The following is a 26,145-nucleotide window of genomic DNA, read 5'->3' as shown; positions in this document are numbered from 1 at the left end:
AAATGGATCCCGGCGTTCGCCGGGATGACGATGACGGGGCTGACGGGATGTGGGCCTGGGTCCCGGCGTTCGCCGGGACGACGGTGGCGTCACATCGTGTGCGTTGCCCGCTCCGCATTGAGCGACCCGGCCAACAACGCCTCGATCCTGCCCTTGACCGTCTCACCCTCGGCACTGTCGGCGAACTGCACACCGATGCCCGACGGACGATTGCCTTGCGCACCGACCGGCGTCACCCAGACCACTTTGCCGGCGACCGGCAGGCGCTCGTTCGACTCCGGCAGCGTCAGCAGCAGGAACACCTCGTCGCCGAGGAAGTAACGCTTGGGCGTGGCCACGAAGACACCACCGCCCTTGAGGAACGGCATGTACGCACTGTACAGCTGCGCCTTGTCCTTGATCGTGCACGACAGGATGCCCTGACGCGCGCCGCCTGCAGAATTCATCCCGCTCATTGCCTGTTCCCCCCTTCTGCCCGCCGCCCATCGAGGACGCGCCAGGCCAACAACAATTCGGTGACCGCCAGGTCCGCCCGCACCGTCGTGCGCAGCAGATCGCGGGTCCGGTTCGCCTGATCGAACCACGCAGCCAGACTGCGCGTTCGACCCGGGTCGGTCAAGCCGGTGGCATCGGCCAAGGCCAGGTCCGCGGCGTGGCGCAACCGCACTGCCGCGTCGTCGTCGCCGACCCAGCGCTGCGCGGTCTCGACCGCGCCCACGTCGCCGCGGGCCAGCTTGGCCAGGTCGCTGGCGACCTCCCGGCGCAACTTCAGTCCATCGTTACCGAGCCATTCGTTGGCCAGGCCGGGATGGCCACGGGCTGCCTCGAGCGCTTCGCGCGCGCTGGCGTCGGAGTGCCCCTGCTGCTTCAGCCAGGCCAGCGATTCGGCGGCCGGCGGCAGGCGGAACTCGTAGCGCTGGCAGCGGCTGCGGATCGTCGCCGGCAGGCGCGCCGGATGCGCGCTCAACAGCCACAGGTAGCGCCCGGGTACCGGCTCTTCCAGGGTCTTGAGCAAGGCATTGCAGGCGGCATGATTGACCGCCTCGGCCGGGTCGATGATCACCACCTGCGCGCCGCCATACTGCGGCGTCAGCGACAGCTTCTCCGACACCTGGCGGATCTGCTCGATGACGATCTCGGTGCGCAGTCGCGTGCCTTCCTTGTTCGGGATGAACGACACGAACTGGTAGTCGGGATGCGTGCCTGCCGCGAGCAGGCGGCAGCTGCGACAGCTGCCGCACGGCTCGCCGGATGCGACCGGCTGCTGGCACAGCAGGCGCTGGGCCAGGCGCTCGGCCACGGCGCGCTTGCCCAGTTGCGCCGGCCCGCAGAACAGCAGGCCATGGGCCAGCCGTCCGCTCGCCTGCGCCGCCACGGCCTGGTCGTACACGCGTTGCTGCCAGGGAGCGAAGGCACTCATGCCGACGCCTCGATGAAGGCGCGCAGGTGCGCAACCGCCTGGGCCGCGACCACGTCCGCCGGCTGGGTGGCGTCGATCACGCGGAAACGCTCCGGCTGCGCCGACGCGCGGGCCAGATAGCCACTGCGCACGCGCTCGAAGAAATCCTCACGTTCGCCCTCGATGCGGTCGCTGGCGCCGCGCCCGCGCGCACGTTGCAGGCCGATCGACACCGGCACATCCAGCAGCAGCGTCAGCGCCGGTGCGATGCCGACCACGCGCCGCTCCAGTTCGGCGATGAACTGCACGTCGCCGCCGCGGGCCGATCCCTGGTAGGCGTAGCTGGCGTCTGTGAAGCGATCGCTGATGACCCATGCGCCGCGCTGCAATGCCGGCATGATGGTTTCGCGCACGTGCTGGGCGCGCGCGGCGAACACCAGCAACAGCTCGGTGTCGGTGGTGGGCGGTTCGTGATGGGTGTCCAGCAGCAGGCCTCGGATCTGCTCGGCCAAGGGCGTGCCGCCGGGCTCGCGCGTGCTCACGACCTCCTCGCCAGTGGCGGCCAGCACTTCGCGCAGCGCCGCCAGCACGGTCGACTTGCCGGCGCCTTCGCCGCCCTCGAGCGTGATGAAGCGGCACTGGCGCTGCAGGGGCGTGCCGTGGTTCGTCATTGCCCTTTCCCGGATTGCGCGGCGCGGTACTTCTTCAGGTAAGCGCGGACGTTGGCCTGGTGTTCGGCGTAGGTGCGTGCAAACAGGTGACGCCCGCTGCCGTCGCCGACGGCGACGAAGAACAGCGCATCGCCATCGGCCGGCTTGGCGACCGCCTCGAGTGCGCCGATGCCCGGCATCGCGATCGGCGTCGGCGGCAGGCCGCCGATCAGGTAGGTGTTGTACGGATTGTCCGCGCGCAGGTCGCGCTTGCGGATGTCGCCGTCATAGGCGCTGCCCAGGCCGTAGATCACCGTCGGATCGGTTTCCAGGCGCATGCCGAGCTTGAGCCGACGCGCGAACAGGCCGGCGATCTGCGGCCGCTCCGAGGCGATCCCGGTTTCCTTCTCGACGATCGAGGCCAGCACCAGCATTTCGTCGGGCGTCTTGAGCACGTTGTCGGCACTGCGCTGCTGCCAGGCGGCGTCGAGCGCCTTGGCCATGGCCGCGTGCGCACGCTTGAGCACGTCCAGGTCGCTGTCGCCGCGCGTGTACAGGTAGGTCTCGGGCAGGAACCGGCCTTCGGGATGCTGGCCCGGCGCGCCGATGGACTTCATCAAGGCCGCGTCATCGAGCTTGCCGGTTTCCAGCTTGAGCGGCTTGGCCTTGGCCAGCGCCGTGCGCAGTTCGCGGATGTTCCAGCCTTCCACGATCGTGAATCGATGGCGGATCACGCGACCGTCGCGCATGGCCAGCAGCAGCGTGCGCGGCGAGGTGCCCGGCTCGATCGCGTACTCGCCCACCTGCAACTTGCCGGCGGCACCGAGTTGCCGGGCCAGTGCGCGCCATTCCAGCAGGTCGCCTTCGCGCACGCCGGCCTCGCGCAGTTTGCGCACGACGGTGGGCAACGAATCGCCACGTTCGACCATCACCGTCTCGCCCGGCTCCAGGCCCGACAACGGCGCGTCGGCGAAACCGGTGTAGCGCTGCCATGCCCAGAAGCCGGCGCCGGCGGCGATCAGCAACAACAACAGCAGGAAGCCGGCGGAAATACGTCCAAAAGACCGACCCGAAGACCGACGCACAGATTTACGACTCACGAAACCTCCGTGGCGAAAGCGGGATGCTCGGCGGCCAGGCGGTGCTGCAGCGCGACCACCTGCGGATGCGGTTGCCAAGTGCGGGCGCCGAGCCGCGCCACCGGCAGGATACCGCGCACGCCATTGCACAGGAAAACCGCGTCGGCGGCTTCGACATCGGTCACAGCCAGGCGCGCCTCGCGCGCCGGCAACGCCTCAAGCGCCCAGGCCCGGCAAACCCCGGCGACGCCGCAGCGATCGACCTGCGGGGTCAGCCAGACGCCCTGGCGGAGGATGAACACATTGGCGGCCGTGGCGCAGACCACGTCGCCTTCGCTGCTGCACACCAGGCCCTCGTGGATGGCCGGATCGTCCCACTCGCCGCGCGCGAGCACCTGCTCGAGGCGGTTGCAGTGCTTGATTCCCGCCAGCGCCGGCTGCAATGCCAGGCGCGTGTCGCACCAGCGCAGGTTCAGGCCGGCAGCGGGCGAAGGCGGCAGCGGATGGGACGAAAGCGTCCAGTTGGGAACGCGGGCGTGGGTCGGCGAGTAGCCACGTCCGCCACTGCCACGCGACACGAGCAGCTTCAGCACGGCATCGCCGCCGTCGAGCAGTCGGGTCGCCTCGGCCAGCACGATGCGCTCGTCGGGAAGCGTCATGCGCAGCATCGCCGCGCCGCGTTGCAGGCGCTGCCAGTGGTCGGGCCACCAAGGCATCTGGCCGTGATGCGCGCGCACCGTCTCGAACAGGCCGTCCCCATAGGCCAGGCCACGATCGAGATCCGGCAGCGCCGGCACCGACCGGTCGCCCGCGAAATAGCGCACCGCCGTCGCACTCATCCGGCCACTCCCAGCGCGCGCAGCATGCCGCGCGCCTTGGCCCGGGTCTCGTCGAGTTCACGCTGCGGGTCGGAGTCGGCCACGATGCCGGCGCCGGTGCGGAAGCGCAGCGTCGCCCCGCCTGCCGGGTCGGGTTCCAGCTCGGCGCTGCGTATCAGGATGTTGAGGTCGAGGTCGCCGTCGCGATTGAGCCAGCCCATCGCGCCGGTGTAGGCGCCGCGCCCGACGCCTTCGAGCTCGGCGATGATCTGCATGCAGCGCACTTTCGGACAGCCGGTGATCGTGCCGCCCGGAAACACCGCGCGGATCACCTGTCCGGGCGTCGCATCCTGGCGCAGGCGGCCGCGCACGTTGCTGACGATGTGGTGGACGTGGGCATAGCTCTCCACCGTCATCAGCTCGTCGACCTCGACGCTGCCGGGCGTGCAGACGCGACCGAGGTCGTTGCGCTCCAGGTCGATCAGCATCACGTGCTCGGCGCGCTCCTTGGGATGGCCGACGAGTTCCTGGATCCGCGCGGCATCGTCGTCACCGGCGAAGCGCGGACGCGTGCCGGCGATCGGTCGCGTCTCGACCACGTCGCCGCGCACCGATACCAGCCGCTCCGGCGAGGCGCTGACCACGGCCCAGTCGGCACCGGCGAAAACGCCGGCAAAGGGTGCGGGGTTGTTCTGTCGCAGCCGTTCGAACAGCGCCGCAGGTTGCAGCGGCTGATCGAAACGCGCGACCCAGCCGCGGGAGAGATTGGCCTGGAACACGTCGCCTGCAGCGAGATAGTCGAGCACGCGACGCACGCCGTCGGTGAAGCGCTCCGGCTCGTCTTCTTCGAGCGTGCCAGGCGTCTGCCAGGGCGCAATGGCCGGGAGCTTCGCGGCCGCTTCGATGTCGGACAGCACGGCTGCGACCAGGCCGTCGTACCCCACTTCGGTCACCAGCACGCATTCGCCGCTGGTGTGATCGCGCAGGACCGCGGCCGGGCAGCGCAGCGCCAGTGCCACCGGCAAATGACCGTCGGCGCGCGGCAGCATGAGCACCGGTTCGACCTGGGCGGCGGCCTCGTAACCGAAGAACAGGGCCCAGCCGCCGCGAAACGGCCAGCGCGGCTCGTCGCGGGCAACGCGCAGCGCCTGCCATTGCGCGTCGAGCGCGGCGAAGAAGTCGCCTTCGACAACGGCGCCGTCGGAATCGCGCGTGACGCCGTCGGCCTCCAGACGCAGTGAGTCGCCGCTGTCCACCAGCAGCAGGTCCCAGCGGCCCTGGGCGGTGCCGTGAGCGCTGGATTCCAGCAACAAGGGGTAACGGGCGGGAGCCAGACGCTGCAGCGAAAGCAGGTCGAAGGAGGCGGGCAGGGAGCGGGTCAGCAGCATCCGTGTATTAGACCGCGTTTCGGGGCGGCCGCGTCTTGCCCGCCCCTCCTTCCCGCCCCTTTCCCGTCGTCCCTTCCCGCCCCTTTCCCGTCATCCCCGCGCAGGCGGGGACCCAGCGACGTCGCTCTCGCCGTAATGCCCTCACCCCAACCCGCGCCCCGGCCCGAGCGCATAGCGCTCGGGCGTTCGAGGACACGCGAGCCAGTGGCTCGCAAGCGGTGTCCTCTCACCCCGCAAGCGGGAGAGGGGCTCTCGAAACAACGATCCCCGCCGTGGCGGGGATCGTCAGGCACAACGGTTGCGGCGAGCCTCAGATCCGCTTGAACACCAGCGTACCGTTGGTGCCGCCGAATCCGAAACCGTTCGACACCGCGACGTCGATCTTCGCCTGGCGGGCCACGTTGGGCACGTAGTCCAGGTCGCAGCCCTCGCCCGCTTCCTCCAGGTTGATGGTCGGCGGGATGATGCCGTGGTGCAGCGCCAGCACAGAGAAGATCGCCTCCACGCCACCGGCCGCGCCGAGCAGATGGCCGGTCATCGACTTGGTCGAGCTGACCATCGTCTTGTAGGCGTAGTCACCCAGCGCGCGCTTGATCGCCAGCGTCTCGGCCAGGTCGCCCAGCGGCGTCGACGTGCCGTGCGCGTTGAGGTAACCGACCTGGTCGGCATTGACACCGGCGTCCTTGAGCGCGGCGATCATGCAGCGTGCCGGGCCCTCACCATTCTCGCTCGGGGCGGTCATGTGGAAGGCGTCGGAGCTGGCACCGAAACCGGACAGCTCGCAGTAGATGCGCGCACCGCGCGCCTTGGCGCGCTCGTACTCTTCCAGGATCAGGATGCCGGCGCCGTCACCGAGGACGAAACCGTCGCGGTCCTTGTCCCACGGACGCGAGGCACGGGTCGGGTCGTCGTTGCGCGTGGACATCGCCTTCATCGAGCAGAAGCCGGCGACCGATGTCGGCGAGGAGCCACGCTCGGCGCCACCGGCCACCATCACGTCGGCATCGCCGTACTGGATCATGCGCATCGCCATGCCGATCGAATGGTTGGCAGTGGCGCAGGCCGAAACGGCCGAGAAATTGGGGCCCTTGATGCCGGTCAGCAGCGAGACCTGGCCGGGCAGCATGTTGATGATCGTGCTGGGCACGTAGAACGGCGAGACCTTGCGCGGGCCGCCCTCGTGGTACTTGATCGTCTGCTCTTCGATGCCGAGCAGGCCGCCGATGCCCGAGCCGATCAGCGCACCGATGCGCTCGGCGTTGGACTCGTCGACCGTGATGCCGGCGTCCTGGATCGCCATCATCGATGCGGCGACACCGTAATGAATGAACTCTTCCATCTTCTTGGCGTCCTTCGGGCTCACCCACCGGGTGATGTCGAAGTCGCGCACTTCACCGGCGATGCGGGTGGTGAAGGCCGAGGCGTCGAAATGGGTGATCGGGCCAATGCCGGAGCGGCCATTGACGATGCCGTCCCAACTGCTGGCGAGGTCGTTGCCAAGCGGCGAAACGATGCCGAGGCCGGTGACCACGACGCGACGATTGAAGGCCGGGCGATTGGACATGAAACACTCCGTCTAGCGAACACTACGCCAGCGCATGGGCCGGCTCATAAGACACGGGGCCGCAATGCGGCCCCGGTCTGGTTTTGCAGGAAGCGGTCGGCCGAGGCCCCGCGTCCATCGGGCACGGTTACGACTTGACGTGAGCCTTCACGTAGTCGATGGCCTGCTGCACCGAGGTGATCTTCTCGGCCTCTTCGTCCGGAATCTCGCACTCGAACTCTTCTTCGAGCGCCATCACCAGCTCGACGGTGTCGAGCGAGTCCGCGCCGAGGTCGTCGACGAACGAAGCGTTGTTGGTGACTTCTTCTTCCTTGACGCCCAGCTGTTCGACCACGATTTTCTTGACGCGCTCTTCGATGCTGCTCATGGGTACTCACTCCTCCCGGACGGGATATTCGACGGAATAGTCTAAAGGAACATTGGTGGAATCGCAGGCGCTCGCGAGGATACGCGAAAGCCCTTTTGCTTCAAATGGTTACAAACGCAAGCAATGCCCGGGGGCAAGGCCTTACGGCATGTACATGCCACCGTTGACGTGCAGGGTCTCGCCGGTGATGTAGGCCGCCGACGGGCCGGCCAGGAACGCCACCGCGCGGGCGATGTCGGCCGGCTCGCCGAAGCGCCCGAGGGCGATCTGGCCCAGCATCGCGCTCTTGGCGTCTTCGGGCAATGCCTTGGTCATGTCGGTGTCGATGAATCCGGGCGCTACGACATTCACGGTGATGCCACGGCTGCCGATTTCCCGGGCCATCGACTTGCTGAAGGCAATGATGCCGGCCTTGGCCGCGGCGTAGTTGGCCTGGCCGGCATTGCCGGTCACGCCGATCACCGAGGCGATGTTGATGATGCGTCCCTTGCGCGCCTTCATCATCGCGCGCATCACCGCCTTGCTGGTACGGAAGACGCTGGTGAGGTTGGTGTCGAGGATGGCTTGCCAGTCCTCGTCCTTCATCCGCATCAGCAGGTTGTCGCGGGTGATGCCGGCGTTGTTGACCAGGATCGAGATCGGGCCGATGTCCTTGGCGATGGCGTCGATCAGGGTATCGATCGAAGCGGCATCACTGACGTCGAGTACGCGGCCGTGGCCGCCGTGCGCAGCCAGGCGATCGCCGATCGCCTTGGCACCGGACTCGGAAGTGGCAGTGCCAATGACGGTAGCGCCCTGCGCAGCCAGCTCGTCGGCGATTGCCGCGCCGATGCCACGGCTGGCGCCGGTTACCAACGCAACCTCACCGGACAGCAGTTTCTCGCTCATGCCTTGTTCCATTCTTCGATAGCGGTTTCGAACTCGCCGGGCGTGCCAAGCGCGCGTCCGTCGAGCGTCTTGTCGATGCGCTTGACCAGGCCGGCGAGGACCTTGCCCGGGCCGCATTCGGCGACACGGATGACGCCCTTGGCCGCCAATGCCTGCACGCAGCCGGTCCACTGTACCGGCAGATAGAGCTGGCGGACGAGCGCATCGCGGATGGCATCCACACTCGTGTGGATACCCGCGTCGACGTTCTGCACCACCGGCAGCCTGGGCGCATGCCATGCCAGCCCGGTCATGGCCTCGGCCAGACGGTTGGCGGCATCGCGCATCAGCGGCGTGTGCGAAGGCACGCTGACCGCGAGCTTGACCATCTTGCGCACGCCACGCTCGCCGAGCACGGCCATGGCCTTGTCGACCGCATCGGCGTGGCCGCCGATGACGATCTGGCCGGGCGAATTGTAGTTGGCGGGAACGACCACGCTGGTGCCCGACACGCTCGCGCAGACTTCCTGCACCAGCGCATCGTCGGCGCCGAGCACGGCGGCCATCGCACCGGTGCCGGCCGGGGCGGCTTCCTGCATCAGCTGGCCGCGCAGGCGCACCAGATGGGCGGCATCCTTCAGCGACAGCGAACCTGCAGCGACCAGCGCGGTGTATTCACCCAGGCTGTGACCCGACAGCACCGCCGGCATCGCGCCGCCACGCTGCTGCCACAGGCGCCACACCGCCGCGCCAGCGGCAAGGAGCGCCGGCTGCGTGTACTCGGTGCGGTTGAGCATTTCTTCCGGTCCGCCCTGGCTGAGTGCCCAGAGGTCGACGCCGGCGCCATCGCTGGCTTCGGCGAACGCCTCGCGGATGATCGGGTGCAGTTCGCCCAGTTCGGCCAGCATGCCGAGCGACTGCGAGCCCTGGCCAGGGAACACGAACGCCAGGGTCGAATCGGTGTGGGGGGTTGCGGTCACGCGTGAAGGCCTTGCGACAAAGAATGCGCATGATACGAGTGTTTGCTCTAGTACGTCTGTACGGGCCTGTACTGAAGCTGCCCTCACCCCAACCCGCACCCCGGCCCGAGCGCATAGCGCTCGGGCGTTCGAGGACACGCGAGCCAGTGGCTCGCAAGCGGTGTCCTCTCACCCCGCAAGCGGGAGAGGGGCTCAAACATGTCGCAAACGAAAACGCCCCCGCTGGCTGGCAGCGGAGGCGTCGCGGATGCGCGAACAGCATCCGATCGTAAAGCGCGAAGGACGGCTCAGTAGCGCAGCAGCGCCGAGCCCCAGGTGAAGCCGCCACCGAAAGCCTCCAGCAGCACCAGCTGGCCGCGCTGGACACGACCGGAGCGCACCGCATAGTCCAGCGCCAGCGGCACCGAACCCGAGGACGTGTTGCCGTGCTTGTCGACGGTGACGATCACGCGATCCATCGGCATGTCCAGGCGCTTGGCCGTGGCTTCGATGATGCGCAGGTTGGCCTGGTGCGGAATCAGCCAGTCGATGTCGTGGCGATCCAGGCCATTGGCCTCGAGCGTCTCCTCGACCACCGAGTCCAGCGCCTTGACCGCATGCTTGAAGACCTCGTTGCCGGTCATCAGCACCCTGACGCCGGCATTGGGCTCGTCCGGCTTGAAGCCGACCGAAACGCCGACCGGATTCCACAGCAGCTCCTTCTTGCCGCCGTCGGCGTGCATGTGGGTGCTGAGGATGCCGGTTTCGGTGTCGGCCTTGAGCACCACTGCACCGGCGCCGTCGCCGAACAGCACGCAAGTGGAGCGATCGCTCCAGTCGAGCATGCGGGTCAGGGTTTCGGCACCGACGACCAGCACCGTCTTGGCGGCGCCGGAACGGATGAACTTGTCGGCCACCGTCAGCGCATAGACGAAGCCCGAGCAGGCCGCGTTGACGTCGAACGCCGCGCAGCCGCCGGCACCGAGGCGGTGCTGCAGCAGGCAGGCGGTCGAGGGGAAAATCAGGTCCGGCGTGGTCGTGCCGACCACGATCAGGTCGAGATCCCTGGCATCGACGCCGGCCGCTTCCAGTGCGCGCACGGAAGCATGGAATGCCAGGTCGCTGGTGGTCTCGCCTTCGGCGGCGACATGACGCTCACGGATGCCCGTGCGCGCGGCGATCCATTCATCGCTCGTGTCGATGAACTTGGCCAGGTCGTCGTTGGTCAGCACCTTCTCGGGAAGGTAGCTGCCGGTTCCCGCGATGCGGGAATAAATCTGTTGCGTCATCGCCACTCCGCTGCACAGCCGTTGTCTGGGCTCCGACGGCCATGCCGACGGAGAGGCACCGCCGCGATGGCCGCTGAGCGCTGAATCTTGCGATCCTGACCAGTCCAGCCCCGGCATCAACGCCCTGGCAGTCCCGGCTGTGCGGCGACCGCGCCAGTCCTGACGGAGCTGCGCGCGGCGCGACGGTGAGCGAAGAGCTTACTCTTCGTCAGCAACCTTGGACTTGGTGTCGATCACCTTCTTGCCGCGGTAGTAACCGTCAGCGGTGACGTGGTGACGCAGGTGGGTCTCGCCCGTGGTCGGGTCGGTCGCCAACTGCTTGGCGGACAGCGCATCGTGCGAACGGCGCATGCCACGCTTGGACGGGGAAACGCGGGACTTCTGAACAGCCATGGTCTTGCTCCAAAAAAACTCAGTTCGATTGTTTCTTCAATGCCGACAGCGCAGCGAACGGGTTCACGCGCTCCGGCTCTTCGGCCTGCCCGGTCGCCGGCCAGTCGCGCTCCACCGCCTCCGTGCCGGGCATTATCGGCACGACCGGAACGGCCAGGATCAACTCGTCCTCGACCAGCTCGACGGTCCGCAGCTGGCCATCTTCCGGCACCAGCAACGGCTCGTATCCTTCCGGCAGCGCCGCCTCGTCCGCTTCATCACGGATCAGGCCAAGGCGCTGCACGATGTTCACCGGGTACAGGAATCGCTGCAGGCTGCGCTGACAGGTCAGCGGCAGCTCGGCATCGATTCGCAGTTCGACATAAGGCACCCGCAGCGCGTCGTGATCAAACTCGAGCGCAAAGCGAACCTCACCCTCGGTGTCGACCAGACTGTTCCGCAGCCGCGTCAGCGATGACAACGGCACACGGCCTTCCAGGCCGCGCCGTGTCGCCACCATGCGCCATGCATCAAGAATCCTGGGCAGGTCGGCCGACATAAGCTGCGGAATGTTAGAGATCACGACTACCTCTGTCAAACCTGAACCGGCGAGCCGGCAGGCAGCGCCGCCCCGCTCGTCGGCGGCGATTGCGGGCGCCGCCGCGGCGGCCTCAAACTGCGGCCCAATTCCGTACAGTCGACCGCGCCCGTGACCATCGTCCTGCTCCTGCTGCTGTCTTCCCTGGCGATCGCGGCACTGTTCGCCTGGGGCCGCCCGGGACGCCGCGAACGCGCGGTCCGCGAGGTCCTGGACGCCGCCGACGCCCTCGAGGACCGGCTGCGCCTGGCCCGGGCCGAGATCGAGGCGGTGGCCGGCAATGGCGGCCATGACCCGGTCGGCGACGCCATGCGCGAGATGCTGCGCCAGCGGCTGTGGCTGCGCGACCATGGCCGCAACGCCAGCCTCAGCCAGTTGGCCGAAGTACGTAGCTCGATCGATGCAGCTCGCGACCGGATCGACCAGCAATTATCCCTGATCGAGCGCGCCCGGTCGCCCCTGGCCTGAGGGCAGCCTGCCGTGCCTGCCCTCCTGATCCTGGCGTCGACCTCGGTCTACCGCCGCGAACTGCTGTCGCGCCTGCGCCTGCCGTTCGACACCGCCCGGCCCGACAGCGACGAGACTCCGCTGCCCGGGGAGGCGCCGGCCACCCTCGCCCGCCGCCTGGCACACGCCAAGGCCGCCGCCGTGGCCGCGCTCCACCCCGACGCCTGGGTCATCGGCTCCGACCAGGTCGCCGAGTTCGACGGCCGCCCGCTGGGCAAGCCCGGCGGTCGCCAGGCGGCCATCGAGCAGCTGACCGGCATGTCCGGCCGCAGCGTGCAGTTCCACACCGGCGTGTGCGTGATGAAGGCCGGACAGGCGCCGCTGCAGACGCTCGACCGTACAGTTGTAAAGTTCCGCGACCTGGATGCCGCCGAAATCGCACGCTATGTCGATGCCGAGCAGCCCTTCGACTGCGCCGGCAGCTTCAAGTCCGAGGGCCTGGGCATCTGTCTGTTCGAAGCCATCGACAATCGCGACCCGACCGCCCTGATCGGCCTGCCGCTGATCGCCACGGCGCGGCTGCTGCGCGAGGCCGGGTTCCGGCTGCCCTGAGTGCTGCCCGGGGCTCAGTGCGCCAGCCGCTCGGCCGGACACCACTGGTAGGGCAATGCCTCGGTGCCGATGGACGCGGCATGGACCCGGCAACCCTGTGGATCCATCCGCAGCCCATAGCGCGCCAGTGTCTGTGCGGCCGCCTCGGCCACGGCGCGGTTTTCCGCCGCCGTGTCGCGACCTGATTCGTCGGCCCGCGGCACCATCCGGCAGCGTCCGCCACTCACCTCAAGCTCGGCCCTGCGATTTCGCGCGACCTTGCGCAACAGGCGGCATTCGCCCTGGTCCAGGTGCAATGCGCTCGCCCAGGCATTGAGTTGCGCCAAGCGCGCCAGACGCTTGGGCATGCGCTCGTCGACCGCGGCAGGCAACATCGCATGGACCTCGCCGGAACGTGCGTCGATGCGCGCCTGGATCGTTTCCGCGTAATGCGCGGACTCGGGGAAATTGGACGCCACCGATGCATAGACCGCTTCGGCAGGCAGGAATGGGACGCGCCACGCCTGCGGCTCGCCACCGACCAGCAACACGGTGGCTCGCGCCGGCTGCGCCATCGCCGGCGCCTCGACCCGGAAGGGCGTCTCGGTCCAGCCTGCGTGCCCCCAGCCGCGCCAGCCGATCAGCCACATGCCGAACAGCGTTGCCGCGATGCTGGCAAGGACCGTCCATTTGGCGACGCGCGCGGCCACCGTCGGCGCGAATGTGCGCTCGGCCAGCATCCACAGCGCCAATGGCGCCAGCAGCTCCAGCACGGCCAGATAGCGGTGGATGCTGAACACCAGCAGCCAGACGACGAACGCAACCGCGAAAAACACCAGCAGCAGTCGCGCCGCCGGTCCAGTGACGACATGCTGGCGATCGCCGCGACCCGTCTGCCGACGCCAGACCCAGGCCACGCCCGCGGCAATCGCCAGCAGGTAAATCGCAGGCCAGACGAGCTGCAGCAACGGCACTTCGCTGATCAGGAACGGGTTTATCGTGAACGCCAGCGGGCGCAGCAACGCCTCCGTCACCCCGGACGGCAACCAGCGCTGGTCCACCACCGACACCGGCAGCGCCAACGGCGCCTGGAACCAGCGATTGAACTGCGGGAACAGCGGATTGCCGAAGTGCCGCCAGACACTCCACAACCAGGGCCCGGCGACCACGGCAAACGACACACTCGTGGCGAGGGTCAACGTCGCGGCGCGCTGGATCCGCCGCTGCCACGACCATGGACCGCACAGCGCGGCCACGCCCAGCGCCAACGCATAGATCGCATTGGTGAGCTTGAACGAGACCCCCAGCCCCAACGCAACGCCGGCCAGCCACCATCGCCACGACGCACCTTCGGACTGGGCCGCCTGCAGTACCAGCAACACGGCGGCAAGCACGAACACCGCACTGGTGTTGTCGCCCATCGTCGTGCCCAGTTCGGCAAGAAAGACCGCGCTGAAACAGCCTGCCAGGGACAGCAACGGAACCAGACGCGGTCGCTGTGGGCGCCCGGCCAGCGCCTGCCAGCCAATGCCGGCGACCAGGACGAAGGCGAGCCCGTGCAGTGAACCCAGGACCATCGCGGTCAGTTGTGGCCAGTGCTGGGCGGTGAGGAAGTACGGCACGTCGAGCCACGGCACGAAATAGCTCTGCAACTGCGCAGGCGCCAGGTCGGTGCCGAGCCGGCCGGTCAGCCACGCATGGGCGTTGTAGAGATGGTAGTTGCGCAGGTCCCAGTTGCTGTCCTGGCCCCGCCATACCGACACGAGCCCGGACAGCAGTGCGATGGCGACCGCAGCCCATGCCACGTTGGCGGCGCTGTGAAAACCAAAGCGCCGGTCAAGCAACGCAAGCGGCGACATCCTGTCCCGGCGCTGCGTGCTCAAGGATTCCCCGCTGCCTGGCCCGCAATTGGCTTCGCGTTCTCGAACGATCGCAGGTCGGCACTGGAACCACTGCCAGGTACCGAAAGGTACATCAGGTGCTTGAGTTCGATGCGTCCGCGCGTGACCGTATCGAGGATCAGGCCGCAGGCGAACAGGACCGCGCCCAGCAGCACCAGCGCCGAGCACAGGATCGCCGTCGGAAAGCGCGGCACCAGCCCCGTCTGCAGGTAGGTCAGCACCAGCGGCCACGCCAGCACGACGGCGGCCAGCACGCACAGTCCCATGCCAATGGAGAAGAATGCCAGCGGACGCTCGTTCTTGAAGAGCCGGGCAATGGTGAAGAGGATGCGCGTGCCGTCGCGCCAGGTGCGCAGCTTGCTGGCCGAACCTTCGGGCCTGACACCGTAGGCGGTGGCGACCTCGGCGACTGGCATGCGCAACTGCAGCGCATGCACCGCCAGTTCGGTCTCGATCTCGAAACCGCTGGAGTGGGCGGGAAACGACTTCACGTAGCGCCGCGAAAACACCCGGTAGCCCGACAGCATGTCGTCGAAACTGCGGCCGAACAGCAGTCCCACGCAACGCGTCAGCAGCACGTTGCCGGTCCGGTGGCCCGAACGGTACGCGGCACTGTCCTGATGGGTTCGCGAACCGACGACCATGTCGAGGCCGTCGCGGCGCAGCCGCTCGACCAGCATCGGCGCGGCCGCCGCGTCGTAGGTGTCGTCGCCATCGACCAGCACGTAGATGTCCGCGTCGATCTCGGCGAACATCCGGCGCACGACGTTGCCCTTGCCCTGCAGTTGCACATGCCGCACCTTCGCGCCGGCGCCAAGTGCGACCTGCGCGGTGCCATCGGAGGAATTGTTGTCAAACACGTGACACTCGGCACCGGGCAGGTTGACCCGGAAATCCGCGATCACCCTGGCGATCGCCGCCGATTCGTTGTGGCATGGCACGAGCACGGCAATCCGTGGCGCCCGTTGTGCTGCATCCATCATGTAGTCCCCGATTCAGGCGCACAGTCTAGCGGGGCGTGACAGGCAGGTGATGTGCCCCGCCCGGGGCCCGCTTGCCGGCACGGAGCGTTCACTCGGTCTGGTGCTCGATCTGGTGCTCGATCTGGATGGGTCGCTCGGCCCAGATCTCTTCGCTGCCATCACGCCCGCGCAGGCGCAAGCCGAGCCAATGCCGGCCTGGCCCGAACGTGCCCGGCGGCAGGGTCACCTCGGCCTGGAACCCCACGTTCGGATGCTGCGGATCGCTCGATTGCGGCCATACGTCCTTCAGTCCCTGGAACACGCGCCCGTACTGCGCCTGGGCGACGACCTGGCCGTCCAGGGTGATGTCGAGACCGGCCAGGCCGACGCCGTCCTTGAAAGCCCAGCCATCGACGTTGAAGCGCCCGCCGACCCGCGCGTCGGCCACCGGCGTATCGACCCAGGCCATTGCCGGCGTCGTGCAGTCACCGTGCACCGGACTGCCATCCAGCGCGAACAGGAGGAAGCGCTGGCGACCATGGTCGATGTTCAGCACCTCAGGTGGCGGCAAGGGTCCTGCCATCGTGCACAGGTCGTGGTAACGCTCGAGCAGGTCGCGGTACTTGACCTCGGTCGCGCCCACCACGAGCAGCACCGCCTGGTCACCCCAGTCGGCGCGGCCCCCGCTTTGCAGTCCCCACAGGCGCAACTGCGGCGCGCGGCCGTGCTTGTGGTTGATGGGGTGGTCGAGCACGGCGATACGCGCATCGCCCATGGCGAAGCCCAGTTCGGCGCCGATCTTGAAGTTGTCGGCCACCACACGCGTCCCGGGCGGCATTGTCGCCAGGCGGTCGTGCACGGCCTGGGCGAGCGGCTCCCAACCGGAGAAGTTGCTCGGATACCACTTCTGCGCCGCATTCTGCTCGCGCAGGCCTGGCTGCGATACGGCCAGGTAATAACCCAGGTTGGCCACCAGCCCCAGCCCGGCCAGCCACGCGGTAGCCACCTGCCAGCCACGCGGCCAGCGCCACAGCACCGCCGGCAACAGCGGCAGCAGGGCCAGGTAGCCGGGCAACGGCCAGTGGAAGCTGACCCGCTCGGTATCGGCGAAAAACCCGAGGGCGAAGAACCCCAGCACCACGCCTGAGCCCAGCAGTGCGAAATAACGCTCCGGCGCCGCCGCGCTCGCCAGCCCCCGGCGTGCACCGACGGCCAACGCGGCGAACAGCAACGGCGTCACCAGCAAGGCCTGGATCGCGATGAACCAGACCGCGTCGGCGTGGAAGGCCCACGGATGGCGATCGACCAGTTGGAAGCGCAATCCGGCATCGGCGTTGTCGAGGTTCCAGGCCACCAGTGGCGCCCAGGCCGATGCGCCGAATGCGATCGCCACCAGCACGCGCACGTCACGCAGCGCGCGGCGGCCTTCCTCGAGCATCGCCAGGGCGATGAATCCCACGCCGATGACGGCAATGAAGCGGTAATGGCACAACGCGCCCAGGGCCAGGCCGACGGCGAGTTCGAGCGCGACCTCGGGGCTGACCTGTCGCAGCAGGCGCGCGCCGGCATCGACGCACAACAGCGTCGCCAGTGCCATCGCCGCATCCGGCAGCGCCATCACGCCCAGGGTCCCGGCAAGTGGCAGCAGCAACGTGAAGCTACCGGCGAGCCAACCGGCACGCGCGCCGAACTCGCGTGCCGTTATCCGCACCATCAGGCACGGCACCAGCGCGGCGATCAACACGAATGGCAGGCGCACGGCGAAGGCATGATGTCCGCCGACGAGGGTGCCCAGGCGGGTCAACCACGCGGTCAGCCCGGGCAGGTCCGAATAGGCCGCGGCCAGGTGCTGGCCTTCCTGCCAGTAGAACGCCTCGTCGACGAACAGCGGCAGGCGCGCGGCCACGACCAGCTTGATCGCCAGAACCGCGACCCACAGCACCCAGAACGTGCGCAATGCCTGCCCTTCATCCCGCATCCGTTCGTGACCTCGCTACACTCTGGGAGAACATGTCGTTGTAGAGCATGTCTTTGTAGAACATGTCGCGGCCGACCTGACCAGGGCGGCCGGCGGGCGAAGCGCCGGCAGACGCCGCAAGCTGCAACATCCAACAGGAGCACACGCGCGATGGCGGTATCCCTTTCGACGGCGACCATGCTAACCGATGGCTTGCGAGGTTCCCTTGAACGCGCCCAGGCGCAGGTCAATTCGCTGGTATTGGGCAAGCCGCACGAAGTCCGCCTGGCGTTCGTGGCACTGCTGGCCGGTGGCCACCTGCTGATCGAGGATCTTCCCGGGCTGGGCAAGACCACGCTCGCTCATGCGCTGGCAGCGACGCTCGGCCTGGATTTCCAGCGCGTGCAGTTCACCTCCGACCTGTTGCCTGCCGACGTTGTCGGCGTGTCGGTGTTCGATCCGCAAGCGCGCCAGTTCCAGTTCCACCCCGGACCGGTGTTCGCGCAGGTGTTGCTGGCCGACGAGATCAATCGCGCACCGCCGCGCACGCAGAGTGCGCTGCTGGAAGCGATGGCCGAGTACCAGGTCACGGTCGATGGCACCACGCACGCGCTGCCGGAACCGTTCTTCGTCATCGCCACGCAGAATCCCGTCGATCTTTCCGGCACGTACCCATTGCCGGATTCGCAGCTGGACCGTTTTCTCCTGCGCCTGAGCCTGGGCTATCCGGATGCGGACGCCGAACGCCACCTGCTCGCCGGTGACGACCGCCGCGACCTGATCGCGCGGGTGTTGCCCCTGCTCGGCAGCGAGGATGTGCTCGCCGCCCGCCGCTCGGTGCAGCAGGTGCACGCCAGCGAGGCGCTGGTTGCCTATGTGCAGGCACTGATGGCGCGCAGCCGACGCCATCCGGGCGTGCGCGTGGGACTGTCGCCGCGGGCCGGGCTGGCCTTGCTGCGCGCTGCCCGCGCCTACGCATTGCTGCTGGGGCGCGCGCACGTGCTGCCCGAGGATGTGCAGGCGTTGTTTCCGGCCGTGGCCGCGCATCGCCTGGTCGCCGAGGTCGATGCCGGCAAGGACGCGGCATTGGCGAAGGCGATCCTGCACGCGGTGCCGGTGGACTGAGTGATGTCACGGGCGGACCGCCAGACGCCGGCGCGCCTGCGCTCGCGATTGCATGCCTGGGCCATGGTCTGGACGCGTCCACGCGATCCGGAAGCACTGCCCTGCGTGCTGCACCGCCGTCGCATCTATGTGTTGCCGACGCGTTTCGGGTTGTTCTACGCGATGTTGCTGTTCGTCATGTTGTTGGGCGCGCTCAACTACAACAACAACCCCGCGCTGCTGCTGGGGCTGATGCTGGGCGGAGCCGGCCTGGCCAGTCTGGTGGCGGCGCAGATGCAGTTGTCAGGACTGGAGCTGGTCGCGGCCGACGCCGAACCGGTAGCCGCAGGTGCGCCGCTGTGCGTCCGCCTGTACGCGCGCGCCGCGCCCGGTCGCGTGCGCCGCGGGCTGCGGCTGGACGATGATGGCTCGTTCGATGCCGCGCCGGGCATCCTCAATCTCGATCGCGGCAGCGGTGAGTCGCAACTGCTGCTGCCGACGCAACAGCGTGGATGGTTCGACCTGCCCAAGCTGCGCCTGTCGACGACGCGTCCGCTGGGACTGGCGCGGGCATGGGCCTATGTCTGGCCGGAATCGCCGCTGCTGGTCTACCCGGCACCCGAGGCGAACGGTCCGCCACTGCCGGCCGGCCACGGCGACCGTGTCCAGGCGCGTGTGCACCCGACCGGCGACGACGTCCATCACCTGCGCGGTTATCGCACCGGCGATGCACGCCGGGCCATCGCCTGGAAGCCCTCGGCTCGGCGTGACATGCTGCTGGTACGCGAGTTCGAGCAACCCATCGGCGCCGAAGTCGTGCTCGACTGGCGCGAGATCGCAGGCATCGGCTACGAGGCGCGGATCGCCCGGCTGGCGCGATGGATCGACGAAGCCGAGCGCGAAGGCAGGCGCTACCAGTTGCGCCTGCCCGGCCATGCCGCACTGGGGCCCGACCGCGGACCGCAACACCGGCATGCCTGCCTGCGCGCACTGGCGCTGATGCCCCATGGCTGATCAAGCAGCTCCAGGGCTCGCAGTGCCAGGGCTCGATCCGCGCAGCCGCCGCTGGGTGTTGCTCAGCGCCGGCGCCTGCCTGTTGCCGTTGCTGTTGCAATTGCCGCTGCTTATCGCCGTGACCATTGCAGTCAGCGCCGTGGCCGTGGTCGCCATGTCCTGGCGCCAACCCCTGCATGGACTGGTCCGCCTGTTCCTGTCAGTGGCACTGATCGCGACCGTGCTGGCGATGAGTGGATTCTCGATCGGTCGCGATACCGGCTGCGCACTGCTGGCGGCGATGCTGGCGATCAAACCTTCGGAGACGTTTGGCCTGCGCGACGCGCGCAGTCTGCTCGGCTTCGCGTTGTTCGCGCCGTTTGCGACGTTCCTGCTCGACCAGGGGCCGCTGTCGCTCGCACTGGGGCTGACCGCGACCCTGTTGACGCTGGCCGCGCTGCAGCTGCTGGCCGACGTCGAGTCGGGTGATGTCCGTCGCGATGCTTCACCTATGCAGCGCATGGCCGGCACCGCCCGCCTGCTCGCGCTCGGACTGCCACTCGCGCTGGCAGCGTTCTGGCTGTTCCCACGCCTGGGCTCGCCGCTGTGGGGCATCCCCGAGCGAGCCATGGCAAGCACCGGCCTGTCGGACCGGATGAGCCCGGGCGACTGGATCGACCTCATGGGCGACGACCGCCCCGCCCTGCGCGCACGCTTCTTCGGACAGGTGCCGTCGCCGTCGCAGATGTACTGGCGCGGGCCGGTGATGTGGGATTTCGACGGGCGGACCTGGAGACAGCCGCGATGGATGCCGGGCTGGACCGAAACCGCCGTCGAACCGGGCCCGCAGCGCTGGGATTACGAGATCGAGATGGAGCCGACCGATCGCCGCCAGCTCGTTGCCCTCGACCTGCTGATTTCCGCGCCGAGTGGTAGCGAACTGGACCCGGACCACAACCTGCAGTCGCTGGCCCAGCTGACTGGCGTGAGCCGCTGGCGCATGCAGTCGGCACCACCCCTGCGCTACGAGGCGAGTTTGTCGCCACAGACGCGCCAGTACGCGCTGCAACTGCCGCCGAATTTCAACCCGCGCACGCTCGCACTGGCCAGGCAATGGCGCTTGCAGGCCGGACGGTCTGTGGACAGTGCGTCAGCCGATACCGCGATCGTGACCCGCGCCCTCGACTGGATCCGGCGCGACTTCGCCTACACCCTGGAAACACCGCTGCCGGGGCGCAACAGCGTCGACGAATTCCTGTTCGACCAGCGCGCCGGTTTCTGCCAGCACTTCAGCTCATCGTTCGTCGTGCTGATGCGTGGCGCCGGCATCCCCGCGCGCGTGGTCACCGGCTACGCCGGCGGCTACCGCAATTCGGTCGGCGGTTACTGGCTGGTGCGCCGCTCCGATGCCCACGCCTGGGCCGAGGTCTGGTTGCGCGGGCGCGGCTGGGTGCGCGTGGATCCGACCGCCGCCGTCGCGCCCGAGCGCATCTACGACACGCTCGACGACCGCCGCTCCATTGCCGGTGGCCTGCTCGGCGCCTTCGGTGGTGGCCGCTCGCTGATCGATGTCGGCGACTGGTTGCGACGCGGCTGGAACGACTTCGTGCTCGGTTTCGACGCCAATCGCCAGCAACGCCTGCTGCGGCCCTTCGGCATCGATCGCATAGACGATCGCACCCTGGTGTTGCTGCTGATGCTGGCCGTCGCGCTGGGACTGCTGTGGATGGCGTGGTTCAGTCGCCGCAACGAGCGCGAGCCCGACCCGGTGCTTCGCGCCTGGCATGCGATGGCCCGTCGTTATCGCCATCTCGGCCTGGAACGGTTCCCGGACGAACCGGCCGGTCGCTGGGTCGAGCGCGTTGCCGCTGCCCATCCCGAGCTGGCCGGCGAACTGCGGATGCTCAGCGACCGTTTCAGCGATTGGCGGTACGCTGACGGCGGGCCAGGGGGGCGTTCGACCCGCGCCTTGACCCAGGCGCTGCGTGCGCATCGCCCGTCGCCCCGCAATGGCGGCAATGGCAACAATGGCTAATGTGAAGGACACCTGGAGAATGCCGATGAACCTTCGTCTCGCCTTACTAGCCCTCGGCACGATGATGCTGGCCGCCTGCGTCACCGCACCGCAGCCGCTGCAGGGCGAGTTCAATCCGATCACGCCGCGCGATGCGGCGGCGAGCGACATCACCGGCGCCGCGGTACGCTGGGGCGGCCGCATCGTCAGCGTCGAACCGCAGCCCAATCGCACCTGCTTCGAGATGGTCTCGACCTACCTGGGCGACAACGCCCGTCCGTACTGGGGCAGCGACGACACTGGCGGCCGTTTCATTGCCTGCCGTACCGGCTTCTACGACCCGGCGATATTCGAGAAGAATCGCGAAGTCACCTTCATCGGCCGCGTCAGCGGCTACCAGAACCGCCAGATCGGCGGATACGACTACCGCTTCCCGCAGGTCGAGGCCGACGTGGTCTACCTGTGGCCGGTGCGCGAGACGGTCGACGTCGTCGGCTATCCGGCGGCGCCGTGGCCGTGGTGGGGTTGGTGGTAAGGCAGGACCCCGCTCAGCGCGAGGTTCCGAACCGCCCCAGCGGCGCTCCGGCCAGCAGGTGCAGATGGATCTGGAACACCGTCTGCCCGCCATGGCCGTTGCAGTTCATCACGATCCGGTAGCCATCCTCGGCAAAGCCCTCGCGCTTGGCGTAGTCGGCCGCGGCCACGGCCAGTCGTCCAACGATGGCGGACTGGTCGGGCTGCAGGTCGTTGAGCGTGGCGACATCGGTCTTGGGCACGAACAGCACGTGTACCGGCGCCTGCGGCGCGATGTCGCGGAACGCGATCAGGTGCTCGTCCTCGAAGACGATGTCGGCCGGGATCTCGCGCTTGATGATCTTGTGGAAGATGGTGTCGGACATGGCGTTTGGTGGATTGATGTCGGCGGGTTGACCGCGACTTTACGCCCAGGCAGCGCCCCACGCAGGCCAGGGGCCCGGCATCAGTCCAGGTCCGTCATCTCGCTGCGGCTGCCGAAGGCATGCGACAGCGTGCCTCGATCGACGTACTCCAGTTCGCCGCCCAGCGGCACGCCATGGGCGAGTCGGCTCGGTCGAACCTTGTGCTGGCGCGCCAGCTGCGCGAGGTAATGCGCGGTCGCTTCGCCCTCGACCGTCGGATTGGTGGCGATGATCAGCTCCTGCACCTCGCCCTCGGCCAGGCGCGCGGCCAGCGAGTCCAGGCCCAGTTCGCGCGGGCCGATGCCATCGAGCGGCGACAAGCGGCCCTGCAGGACGAAATAGAGGCCGCGGTAGCCGGTGGCCTGCTCGATCGCGAGGCGATCGGCGGGCGACTCGACCGCGCACAGCTGATGCGCGTCGCGCGATGCACTGGCGCAGGTCGCGCAGACGTCGCCTTCGGTGAAGTCGCGGCAGCGCGCGCAGTGGCCGATATGCTCGACGGCGGCGGAAAGTGCATCGGCCAGGCGCTGGCCACCGGCGCGCTCGCGTTCGAGCACGTGGTAGGCCATGCGCTGCGCCGACTTCTGGCCAACGCCGGGCAGAACGCGGAACGCTTCGATGAGTTGTTCGAGAAGTGAGCTCATGCGCCAAGTCTTGGTTCTGTCATCCCGAGCGCAGCGAGGGATCTGTTTTGCGCGGTGGAACAGCAGGTCCTCGCTGCGCTCGGGACGACATTCGACTTGTTCGACCTTGGCCTTGGAGCGGCAAAATCAGAACGGCATCTTCATGCCCGGCGGGATCGGCATGCCGGCGGTCGCGGCGGACATCTTCGACTGCGATTCGGCATTGACCTTGTTCACTGCGTCGTTGAACGCGGCGGCGATCAGGTCCTCGACCATCTCCTGGTCGCCCAGCACGCTCGGATCGATGCGGACCTTGCGGCATTCCATGCGGCCGGTGATGGTGACGCTGACCATGCCGCCGCCGGCGTTGCCGGTGACTTCCAGCTTGGCCATTTCTTCCTGCGCTCGCTGCACGTTTTCCTGCATCTTCTGCGCCTGCTGCATCAGTTGGGCGATGTTTCCACGCATGTTTCGTTACTCGTCTATGGGCAATGGAACCCCTGCATCAGGGGCAACGGCCATGCGCACGGGGCGATGGCGGTAGGGGATCATTTTTCGTCGTAGGGCCGGATCGAATCCGGGACTACCTTGGCGCCGTGCTGGGAAATCAGCCGCTGCACGTCAGGATCGCTCATGAAGGTCGCTTCGGCGGCCGCCTGGCGTTCGTCGCGGCTGCGCTCGTTGCGCTGGTGCAGCGACTCGGCCGAACGGGCCTCGACGAAACGCACCTGCGGCGCGACGCCGAGCGCCGGTGCCAGTGCTTCGGCCATCAGGTCGACCAGCGCATTGCTGCGCAGATGATCGTCGACGGGCGCCAGCGACAGGCTCAACACGCCTTCGGAGTAGGAAACAAAACCGGCGTGCTCGGCAAGCATGCGGGCCGGCCCGCGCAGGCTGGTGGCGGCCACCATCGCGTGCCAGGCATCGGCGTCGGCGATGCCGGCGCCGTGGACGAAGGCGGTCTCGGCCGGCGGCGCAGCAACCGTCGGCGCAGTCGCGGCGACGGGTGCCGGGCGCGTAACGGCAATCGGGGGCGGCGCAGCGACTGCCTCGACGGGTGCAGGTGCAGGTGCAGGTGCGGGCGCCGGACGTGCCGGCGCGGCTGCGGCCGACGGCTGCGGTCGCTCCGCGGCAAACGGGTTCGGCGGTGGCGTCCGCTCACGCGGTGCCGCCTCGGCCGGAGCCGCGGTCGCGGCGCTGCGAGGGGCTGCGCCGCGACTGGCCTGGGCCGGTTCCGCCGACGGCGCGCGGGCGCTGTCGCCCCCATCCGGACGGAAGGCCAGCATGCGCAGCACGCTCATCTCGAAGCCGGCGCGCGGACTCGGTGCCAGGGCCAGGTCGCGGCGGCCGTTGAGCGCCATCTGGTACCACAGCTGCACCACTTCCGGACGCAACTGCGCGGCCAGCGTGTCGACATCGACGCCATCGGCCTCGACCTGCGCCTCGGGCACCAGTTGCCGCACCTGGATCCGGTGCAGGGCGTCGCTGAAGGCTTCCAGCACGCTGCCCCAGTCCGGCGAGAACTCGGCCAGTACCGCCACCTCGGCCAGCAGCCGCTCGCCATCGCCTTGCGCGAGGGACGACAGTAGCGCGCCCACACGGGTACGGTCGACGGTACCGAGCATGGTGGCCACGCCGGCATCGCCCAAGGCGCTGCCGCCGGCGCTGGCGCCGGTGTAGGCAATGGCCTGGTCGAGCAGGGACAGACCGTCGCGCAGGCTGCCATCGGCGGCCTTGGAGAGCTGGCGGATCGCGCCGGCTTCAGCGGCAATGCCCTCAGCCTCGAGGATCCGGGTCATCTGCCCGCTGATCTGCTGTTCGTCCAGGCGCTTGAGGTTGAACTGCAGGCAGCGCGACAGCACCGTCACCGGCAGCTTCTGCGGGTCGGTGGTGGCGAGCAGGAACTTCACGTGTCCCGGCGGCTCTTCCAGCGTCTTGAGCAGCGCGTTGAAGGCCGACTTGGACAGCATGTGCACTTCGTCGATCAGGTAGACCTTCACCCGACCGCGGCTGGGCATGTACTGGGCGTTGTCGATGACCTCGCGGACGTCATCGACACCGGTATTGCTGGCGGCGTCGATCTCGAGCAGGTCGATGAAGCGGCCCGAATCGATGTCGCGGCAGGAACCGCACTCGCCGCAGGGCTCGGCGGAGGTCCCGCGCTCGCAGTTCAGCGACTTGGCGAAGATTCGCGCGATCGTCGTCTTGCCGACACCGCGGGTGCCGGTGAACAGGAAGGCGTGGTGGACGCGGCCGGAATCGAGCGCATTGGTCAGCGCACGGACCACGTGCTCCTGTCCGACCAGTTCGGCGAAGCGCTTCGGACGCCACTTGCGGGCGAGGACGAGGTAGGACATGGCCACATTCTGCCATGCCCGGTCGCGCGCACCGCGACTGGCGCCGCGTCCGAGGGTCGCGCTTGTCCCGGGGACCGGCGACGGCTAGAATCTGCGACCCCTGCAAAACGACTGGATGCCGCGTTCAGGGGATGAAGCAGGTTCAGGTGCGGAGAGGTGTCCGAGTGGTTGAAGGAGCACGCCTGGAAAGTGTGTAAGCGTCTAAACCGCGCTTCGGGGGTTCGAATCCCCCTCTCTCCGCCAGCTTCGAAGTGTGGGAAAGAGCCCCGCCGCCAACGCGGGGCTTTTGATGAAAGTCTCTATGGTGGCCCCGTCGGCCCCTCGCGACGCTAGGTCGAAAACTCCGCCAGGGCCGGAAGGCAGCAACGGTATTGACTGATGCGGGTGCCGAGGTCAGCCGGCGGGGCCATCGCCTTTACGGGCGTTGACCGGCATCAGGAGTGGTGCTCCGTGTCGTCCTGCAGGACGGCTACGACTGCTGCGGGTGCAGCCAGCCGGCGTCGCCGTCGGCGTAACGCTCGTGCTTCCAGATCGGCACGCGCGCCTTGACCTCGTCGATCACGAACCGGCAGGCGGCGAAGGCCGCATCGCGATGGGCGGCGCTGACGCCGACCCATACCGCCAGCTCACCGATGGCCAGGTCGCCAACGCGGTGCACGCAGCGCGCATCGAGGATGTCGAACTTCGACAGGGCCTCGGTCAGGACGCGCTCGCCTTCGGCCTCGGCCAGTGCGGCGTAGGCCTCGTAACGCAGCCCGTGCACGGCCCGGCCGTCGTTGTGGTCGCGCACCCAGCCCTCGAAGCTGGCAAAACCGCCGACGCGGTCATCGAGTAGTTGTGCACGCTCGCTGGCGGTATCAAAGGGAGTATCGGAAAGGCTGAAGTGCTTCGTCATGTCGTTGCTGCTG

At 68.2% G+C, this 26,145-nt stretch carries 27 protein-coding genes, 1 tRNA gene and 1 other RNA gene; 8 read left to right on the top strand and 21 right to left on the bottom strand.

Annotated features, from left to right (window positions below; all coding sequences use genetic code 11):
• Positions 1-89: 89 nt before the first annotated feature.
• The 13 genes from AC3A3X_RS09370 to AC3A3X_RS09310 all read right to left on the bottom strand — a co-directional run bounded on the left by AC3A3X_RS09370 (position 90) and on the right by AC3A3X_RS09310 (position 11,311).
• On the bottom strand, positions 90-446 hold the full coding sequence (locus tag AC3A3X_RS09370) for a PilZ domain-containing protein (RefSeq protein ID WP_487582756.1): 357 nt from the start codon (positions 444-446) through the stop codon (positions 90-92).
• A 5-nt stretch (positions 447-451) separates the two neighbouring features.
• Entirely contained in the window at positions 452-1,420 is a 969-nt protein-coding gene (locus tag AC3A3X_RS09365) for a DNA polymerase III subunit delta' (RefSeq protein ID WP_487582755.1), read from the bottom strand.
• Positions 1,417-2,070 (bottom strand): dTMP kinase, encoded by a 654-nt coding sequence (gene tmk, locus AC3A3X_RS09360; protein ID WP_487582754.1) that lies wholly within the window; start codon positions 2,068-2,070, stop codon positions 1,417-1,419. Before tmk ends, AC3A3X_RS09365 begins: the two co-directional genes overlap by 4 nt.
• On the bottom strand, positions 2,067-3,086 hold the full coding sequence (gene mltG, locus AC3A3X_RS09355) for an endolytic transglycosylase MltG (RefSeq protein WP_487582837.1): 1,020 nt from the start codon (positions 3,084-3,086) through the stop codon (positions 2,067-2,069). Before mltG ends, tmk begins: the two co-directional genes overlap by 4 nt.
• A 59-nt stretch (positions 3,087-3,145) precedes the next feature.
• Positions 3,146-3,967, bottom strand: a complete 822-nt coding sequence (gene pabC / locus AC3A3X_RS09350) for an aminodeoxychorismate lyase (RefSeq protein ID WP_487582753.1) — start codon at positions 3,965-3,967, stop codon at positions 3,146-3,148.
• Positions 3,964-5,334, bottom strand: coding sequence for an aminodeoxychorismate synthase component I (locus tag AC3A3X_RS09345; RefSeq protein ID WP_487582752.1), 1,371 nt, complete (start codon positions 5,332-5,334; stop codon positions 3,964-3,966). The genes pabC and AC3A3X_RS09345 overlap by 4 nt, the downstream gene beginning before the upstream one ends.
• Before the next feature lie 310 nt (positions 5,335-5,644).
• Positions 5,645-6,898 carry a beta-ketoacyl-ACP synthase II gene (fabF, locus tag AC3A3X_RS09340; protein WP_487582751.1) on the bottom strand — a complete coding sequence of 418 codons (1,254 nt, stop codon included), beginning with the start codon at positions 6,896-6,898 and terminating at the stop codon, positions 5,645-5,647.
• Between the two features lie 127 nt (positions 6,899-7,025).
• Positions 7,026-7,265: an acyl carrier protein gene (gene acpP, locus AC3A3X_RS09335; protein WP_031373652.1), complete on the bottom strand. Its 240-nt coding sequence runs from the start codon at positions 7,263-7,265 to the stop codon at positions 7,026-7,028.
• 141 nt (positions 7,266-7,406) lie between these two features.
• Positions 7,407-8,153, bottom strand: coding sequence for a 3-oxoacyl-ACP reductase FabG (fabG, locus tag AC3A3X_RS09330; RefSeq protein ID WP_487582750.1), 747 nt, complete (start codon positions 8,151-8,153; stop codon positions 7,407-7,409).
• Positions 8,150-9,112 carry an ACP S-malonyltransferase gene (gene fabD / locus AC3A3X_RS09325; RefSeq protein ID WP_487582749.1) on the bottom strand — a complete coding sequence of 321 codons (963 nt, stop codon included), beginning with the start codon at positions 9,110-9,112 and terminating at the stop codon, positions 8,150-8,152. The genes fabG and fabD overlap by 4 nt, the downstream gene beginning before the upstream one ends.
• A gap of 287 nt (positions 9,113-9,399) precedes the next feature.
• Positions 9,400-10,380 (bottom strand): beta-ketoacyl-ACP synthase III, encoded by a 981-nt coding sequence (locus AC3A3X_RS09320; protein WP_487582748.1) that lies wholly within the window; start codon positions 10,378-10,380, stop codon positions 9,400-9,402.
• A 198-nt stretch (positions 10,381-10,578) separates the two neighbouring features.
• Positions 10,579-10,773, bottom strand: coding sequence for a 50S ribosomal protein L32 (gene rpmF, locus AC3A3X_RS09315; protein ID WP_115842959.1), 195 nt, complete (start codon positions 10,771-10,773; stop codon positions 10,579-10,581).
• 19 nt (positions 10,774-10,792) lie between these two features.
• Positions 10,793-11,311 carry a YceD family protein gene (locus AC3A3X_RS09310; RefSeq protein ID WP_487582747.1) on the bottom strand — a complete coding sequence of 173 codons (519 nt, stop codon included), beginning with the start codon at positions 11,309-11,311 and terminating at the stop codon, positions 10,793-10,795.
• Between the two features lie 150 nt (positions 11,312-11,461).
• Here AC3A3X_RS09310 and AC3A3X_RS09305 point away from each other — a divergent pair, with 150 nt between their 5' ends.
• Together AC3A3X_RS09305 and AC3A3X_RS09300 are read left to right on the top strand one after the other, a co-directional pair.
• The gene (locus AC3A3X_RS09305; protein WP_487582746.1) at positions 11,462-11,818 is read left to right on the top strand and encodes a hypothetical protein; all 357 of its coding nucleotides are present in this window, start codon (positions 11,462-11,464) and stop codon (positions 11,816-11,818) included.
• 12 nt (positions 11,819-11,830) lie between these two features.
• Entirely contained in the window at positions 11,831-12,409 is a 579-nt protein-coding gene (locus tag AC3A3X_RS09300; RefSeq protein ID WP_487582745.1) for a Maf family protein, read from the top strand.
• 14 nt (positions 12,410-12,423) lie between these two features.
• Here AC3A3X_RS09300 and AC3A3X_RS09295 read toward each other — a convergent pair whose 3' ends face one another.
• The 3 genes from AC3A3X_RS09295 to AC3A3X_RS09285 all read right to left on the bottom strand — a co-directional run bounded on the left by AC3A3X_RS09295 (position 12,424) and on the right by AC3A3X_RS09285 (position 17,229).
• A complete protein-coding gene (locus AC3A3X_RS09295) occupies positions 12,424-14,271 on the bottom strand; it encodes a glycosyltransferase family 39 protein (protein ID WP_487582744.1) in 1,848 nt (615 codons plus the stop codon).
• Entirely contained in the window at positions 14,268-15,269 is a 1,002-nt protein-coding gene (locus tag AC3A3X_RS09290; RefSeq protein ID WP_487582743.1) for a glycosyltransferase family 2 protein, read from the bottom strand. The genes AC3A3X_RS09295 and AC3A3X_RS09290 overlap by 4 nt, the downstream gene beginning before the upstream one ends.
• Before the next feature lie 91 nt (positions 15,270-15,360).
• Positions 15,361-17,229 carry an ArnT family glycosyltransferase gene (locus tag AC3A3X_RS09285; RefSeq protein WP_487582742.1) on the bottom strand — a complete coding sequence of 623 codons (1,869 nt, stop codon included), beginning with the start codon at positions 17,227-17,229 and terminating at the stop codon, positions 15,361-15,363.
• Between the two features lie 150 nt (positions 17,230-17,379).
• Here AC3A3X_RS09285 and AC3A3X_RS09280 point away from each other — a divergent pair, with 150 nt between their 5' ends.
• The 4 genes from AC3A3X_RS09280 to AC3A3X_RS09265 all read left to right on the top strand — a co-directional run bounded on the left by AC3A3X_RS09280 (position 17,380) and on the right by AC3A3X_RS09265 (position 21,854).
• Complete coding sequence (locus AC3A3X_RS09280) at positions 17,380-18,333, top strand: AAA family ATPase (RefSeq protein WP_425600248.1); 954 nt, start codon at positions 17,380-17,382, stop codon at positions 18,331-18,333.
• 63 nt (positions 18,334-18,396) lie between these two features.
• Positions 18,397-19,326, top strand: coding sequence for a DUF58 domain-containing protein (locus AC3A3X_RS09275; protein WP_487582836.1), 930 nt, complete (start codon positions 18,397-18,399; stop codon positions 19,324-19,326).
• Entirely contained in the window at positions 19,319-21,340 is a 2,022-nt protein-coding gene (locus AC3A3X_RS09270; protein ID WP_487582741.1) for a transglutaminase TgpA family protein, read from the top strand. The genes AC3A3X_RS09275 and AC3A3X_RS09270 overlap by 8 nt, the downstream gene beginning before the upstream one ends.
• Before the next feature lie 25 nt (positions 21,341-21,365).
• Positions 21,366-21,854: a Slp family lipoprotein gene (locus tag AC3A3X_RS09265; protein ID WP_487582740.1), complete on the top strand. Its 489-nt coding sequence runs from the start codon at positions 21,366-21,368 to the stop codon at positions 21,852-21,854.
• Between the two features lie 13 nt (positions 21,855-21,867).
• Here AC3A3X_RS09265 and AC3A3X_RS09260 read toward each other — a convergent pair whose 3' ends face one another.
• From AC3A3X_RS09260 to dnaX, 4 genes are all read right to left on the bottom strand, one after another.
• Entirely contained in the window at positions 21,868-22,218 is a 351-nt protein-coding gene (locus tag AC3A3X_RS09260; RefSeq protein WP_487582739.1) for a histidine triad nucleotide-binding protein, read from the bottom strand.
• A gap of 80 nt (positions 22,219-22,298) precedes the next feature.
• Positions 22,299-22,901: a recombination mediator RecR gene (gene recR, locus AC3A3X_RS09255; protein ID WP_487582738.1), complete on the bottom strand. Its 603-nt coding sequence runs from the start codon at positions 22,899-22,901 to the stop codon at positions 22,299-22,301.
• A gap of 126 nt (positions 22,902-23,027) precedes the next feature.
• The gene (locus AC3A3X_RS09250; RefSeq protein WP_487582737.1) at positions 23,028-23,348 is read right to left on the bottom strand and encodes a YbaB/EbfC family nucleoid-associated protein; all 321 of its coding nucleotides are present in this window, start codon (positions 23,346-23,348) and stop codon (positions 23,028-23,030) included.
• A gap of 80 nt (positions 23,349-23,428) precedes the next feature.
• Positions 23,429-25,237, bottom strand: coding sequence for a DNA polymerase III subunit gamma/tau (gene dnaX, locus AC3A3X_RS09245; protein WP_487582736.1), 1,809 nt, complete (start codon positions 25,235-25,237; stop codon positions 23,429-23,431).
• Positions 25,238-25,387: 150 nt separating this feature from the next.
• Between dnaX and AC3A3X_RS09240 the strand changes: the two genes are divergently transcribed.
• Together AC3A3X_RS09240 and ffs are read left to right on the top strand one after the other, a co-directional pair.
• Positions 25,388-25,480 (top strand) — tRNA-Ser (locus AC3A3X_RS09240).
• Between the two features lie 67 nt (positions 25,481-25,547).
• Positions 25,548-25,644: signal recognition particle sRNA small type (gene ffs, locus AC3A3X_RS09235), an RNA gene on the top strand.
• A 62-nt stretch (positions 25,645-25,706) separates the two neighbouring features.
• Here ffs and AC3A3X_RS09230 read toward each other — a convergent pair.
• Positions 25,707-26,132 (bottom strand): molybdenum cofactor biosynthesis protein MoaE, encoded by a 426-nt coding sequence (locus AC3A3X_RS09230; RefSeq protein ID WP_487582735.1) that lies wholly within the window; start codon positions 26,130-26,132, stop codon positions 25,707-25,709.
• Positions 26,133-26,145 lie beyond the last annotated feature (13 nt).

The sequence above is a fragment of the Lysobacter sp. Soil_N_23 genome, from assembly GCF_057656135.1.
The sequence above is the reverse complement of the archived record's forward strand: the minus strand, read 5'-3'. Positions and strand labels throughout refer to the sequence as shown.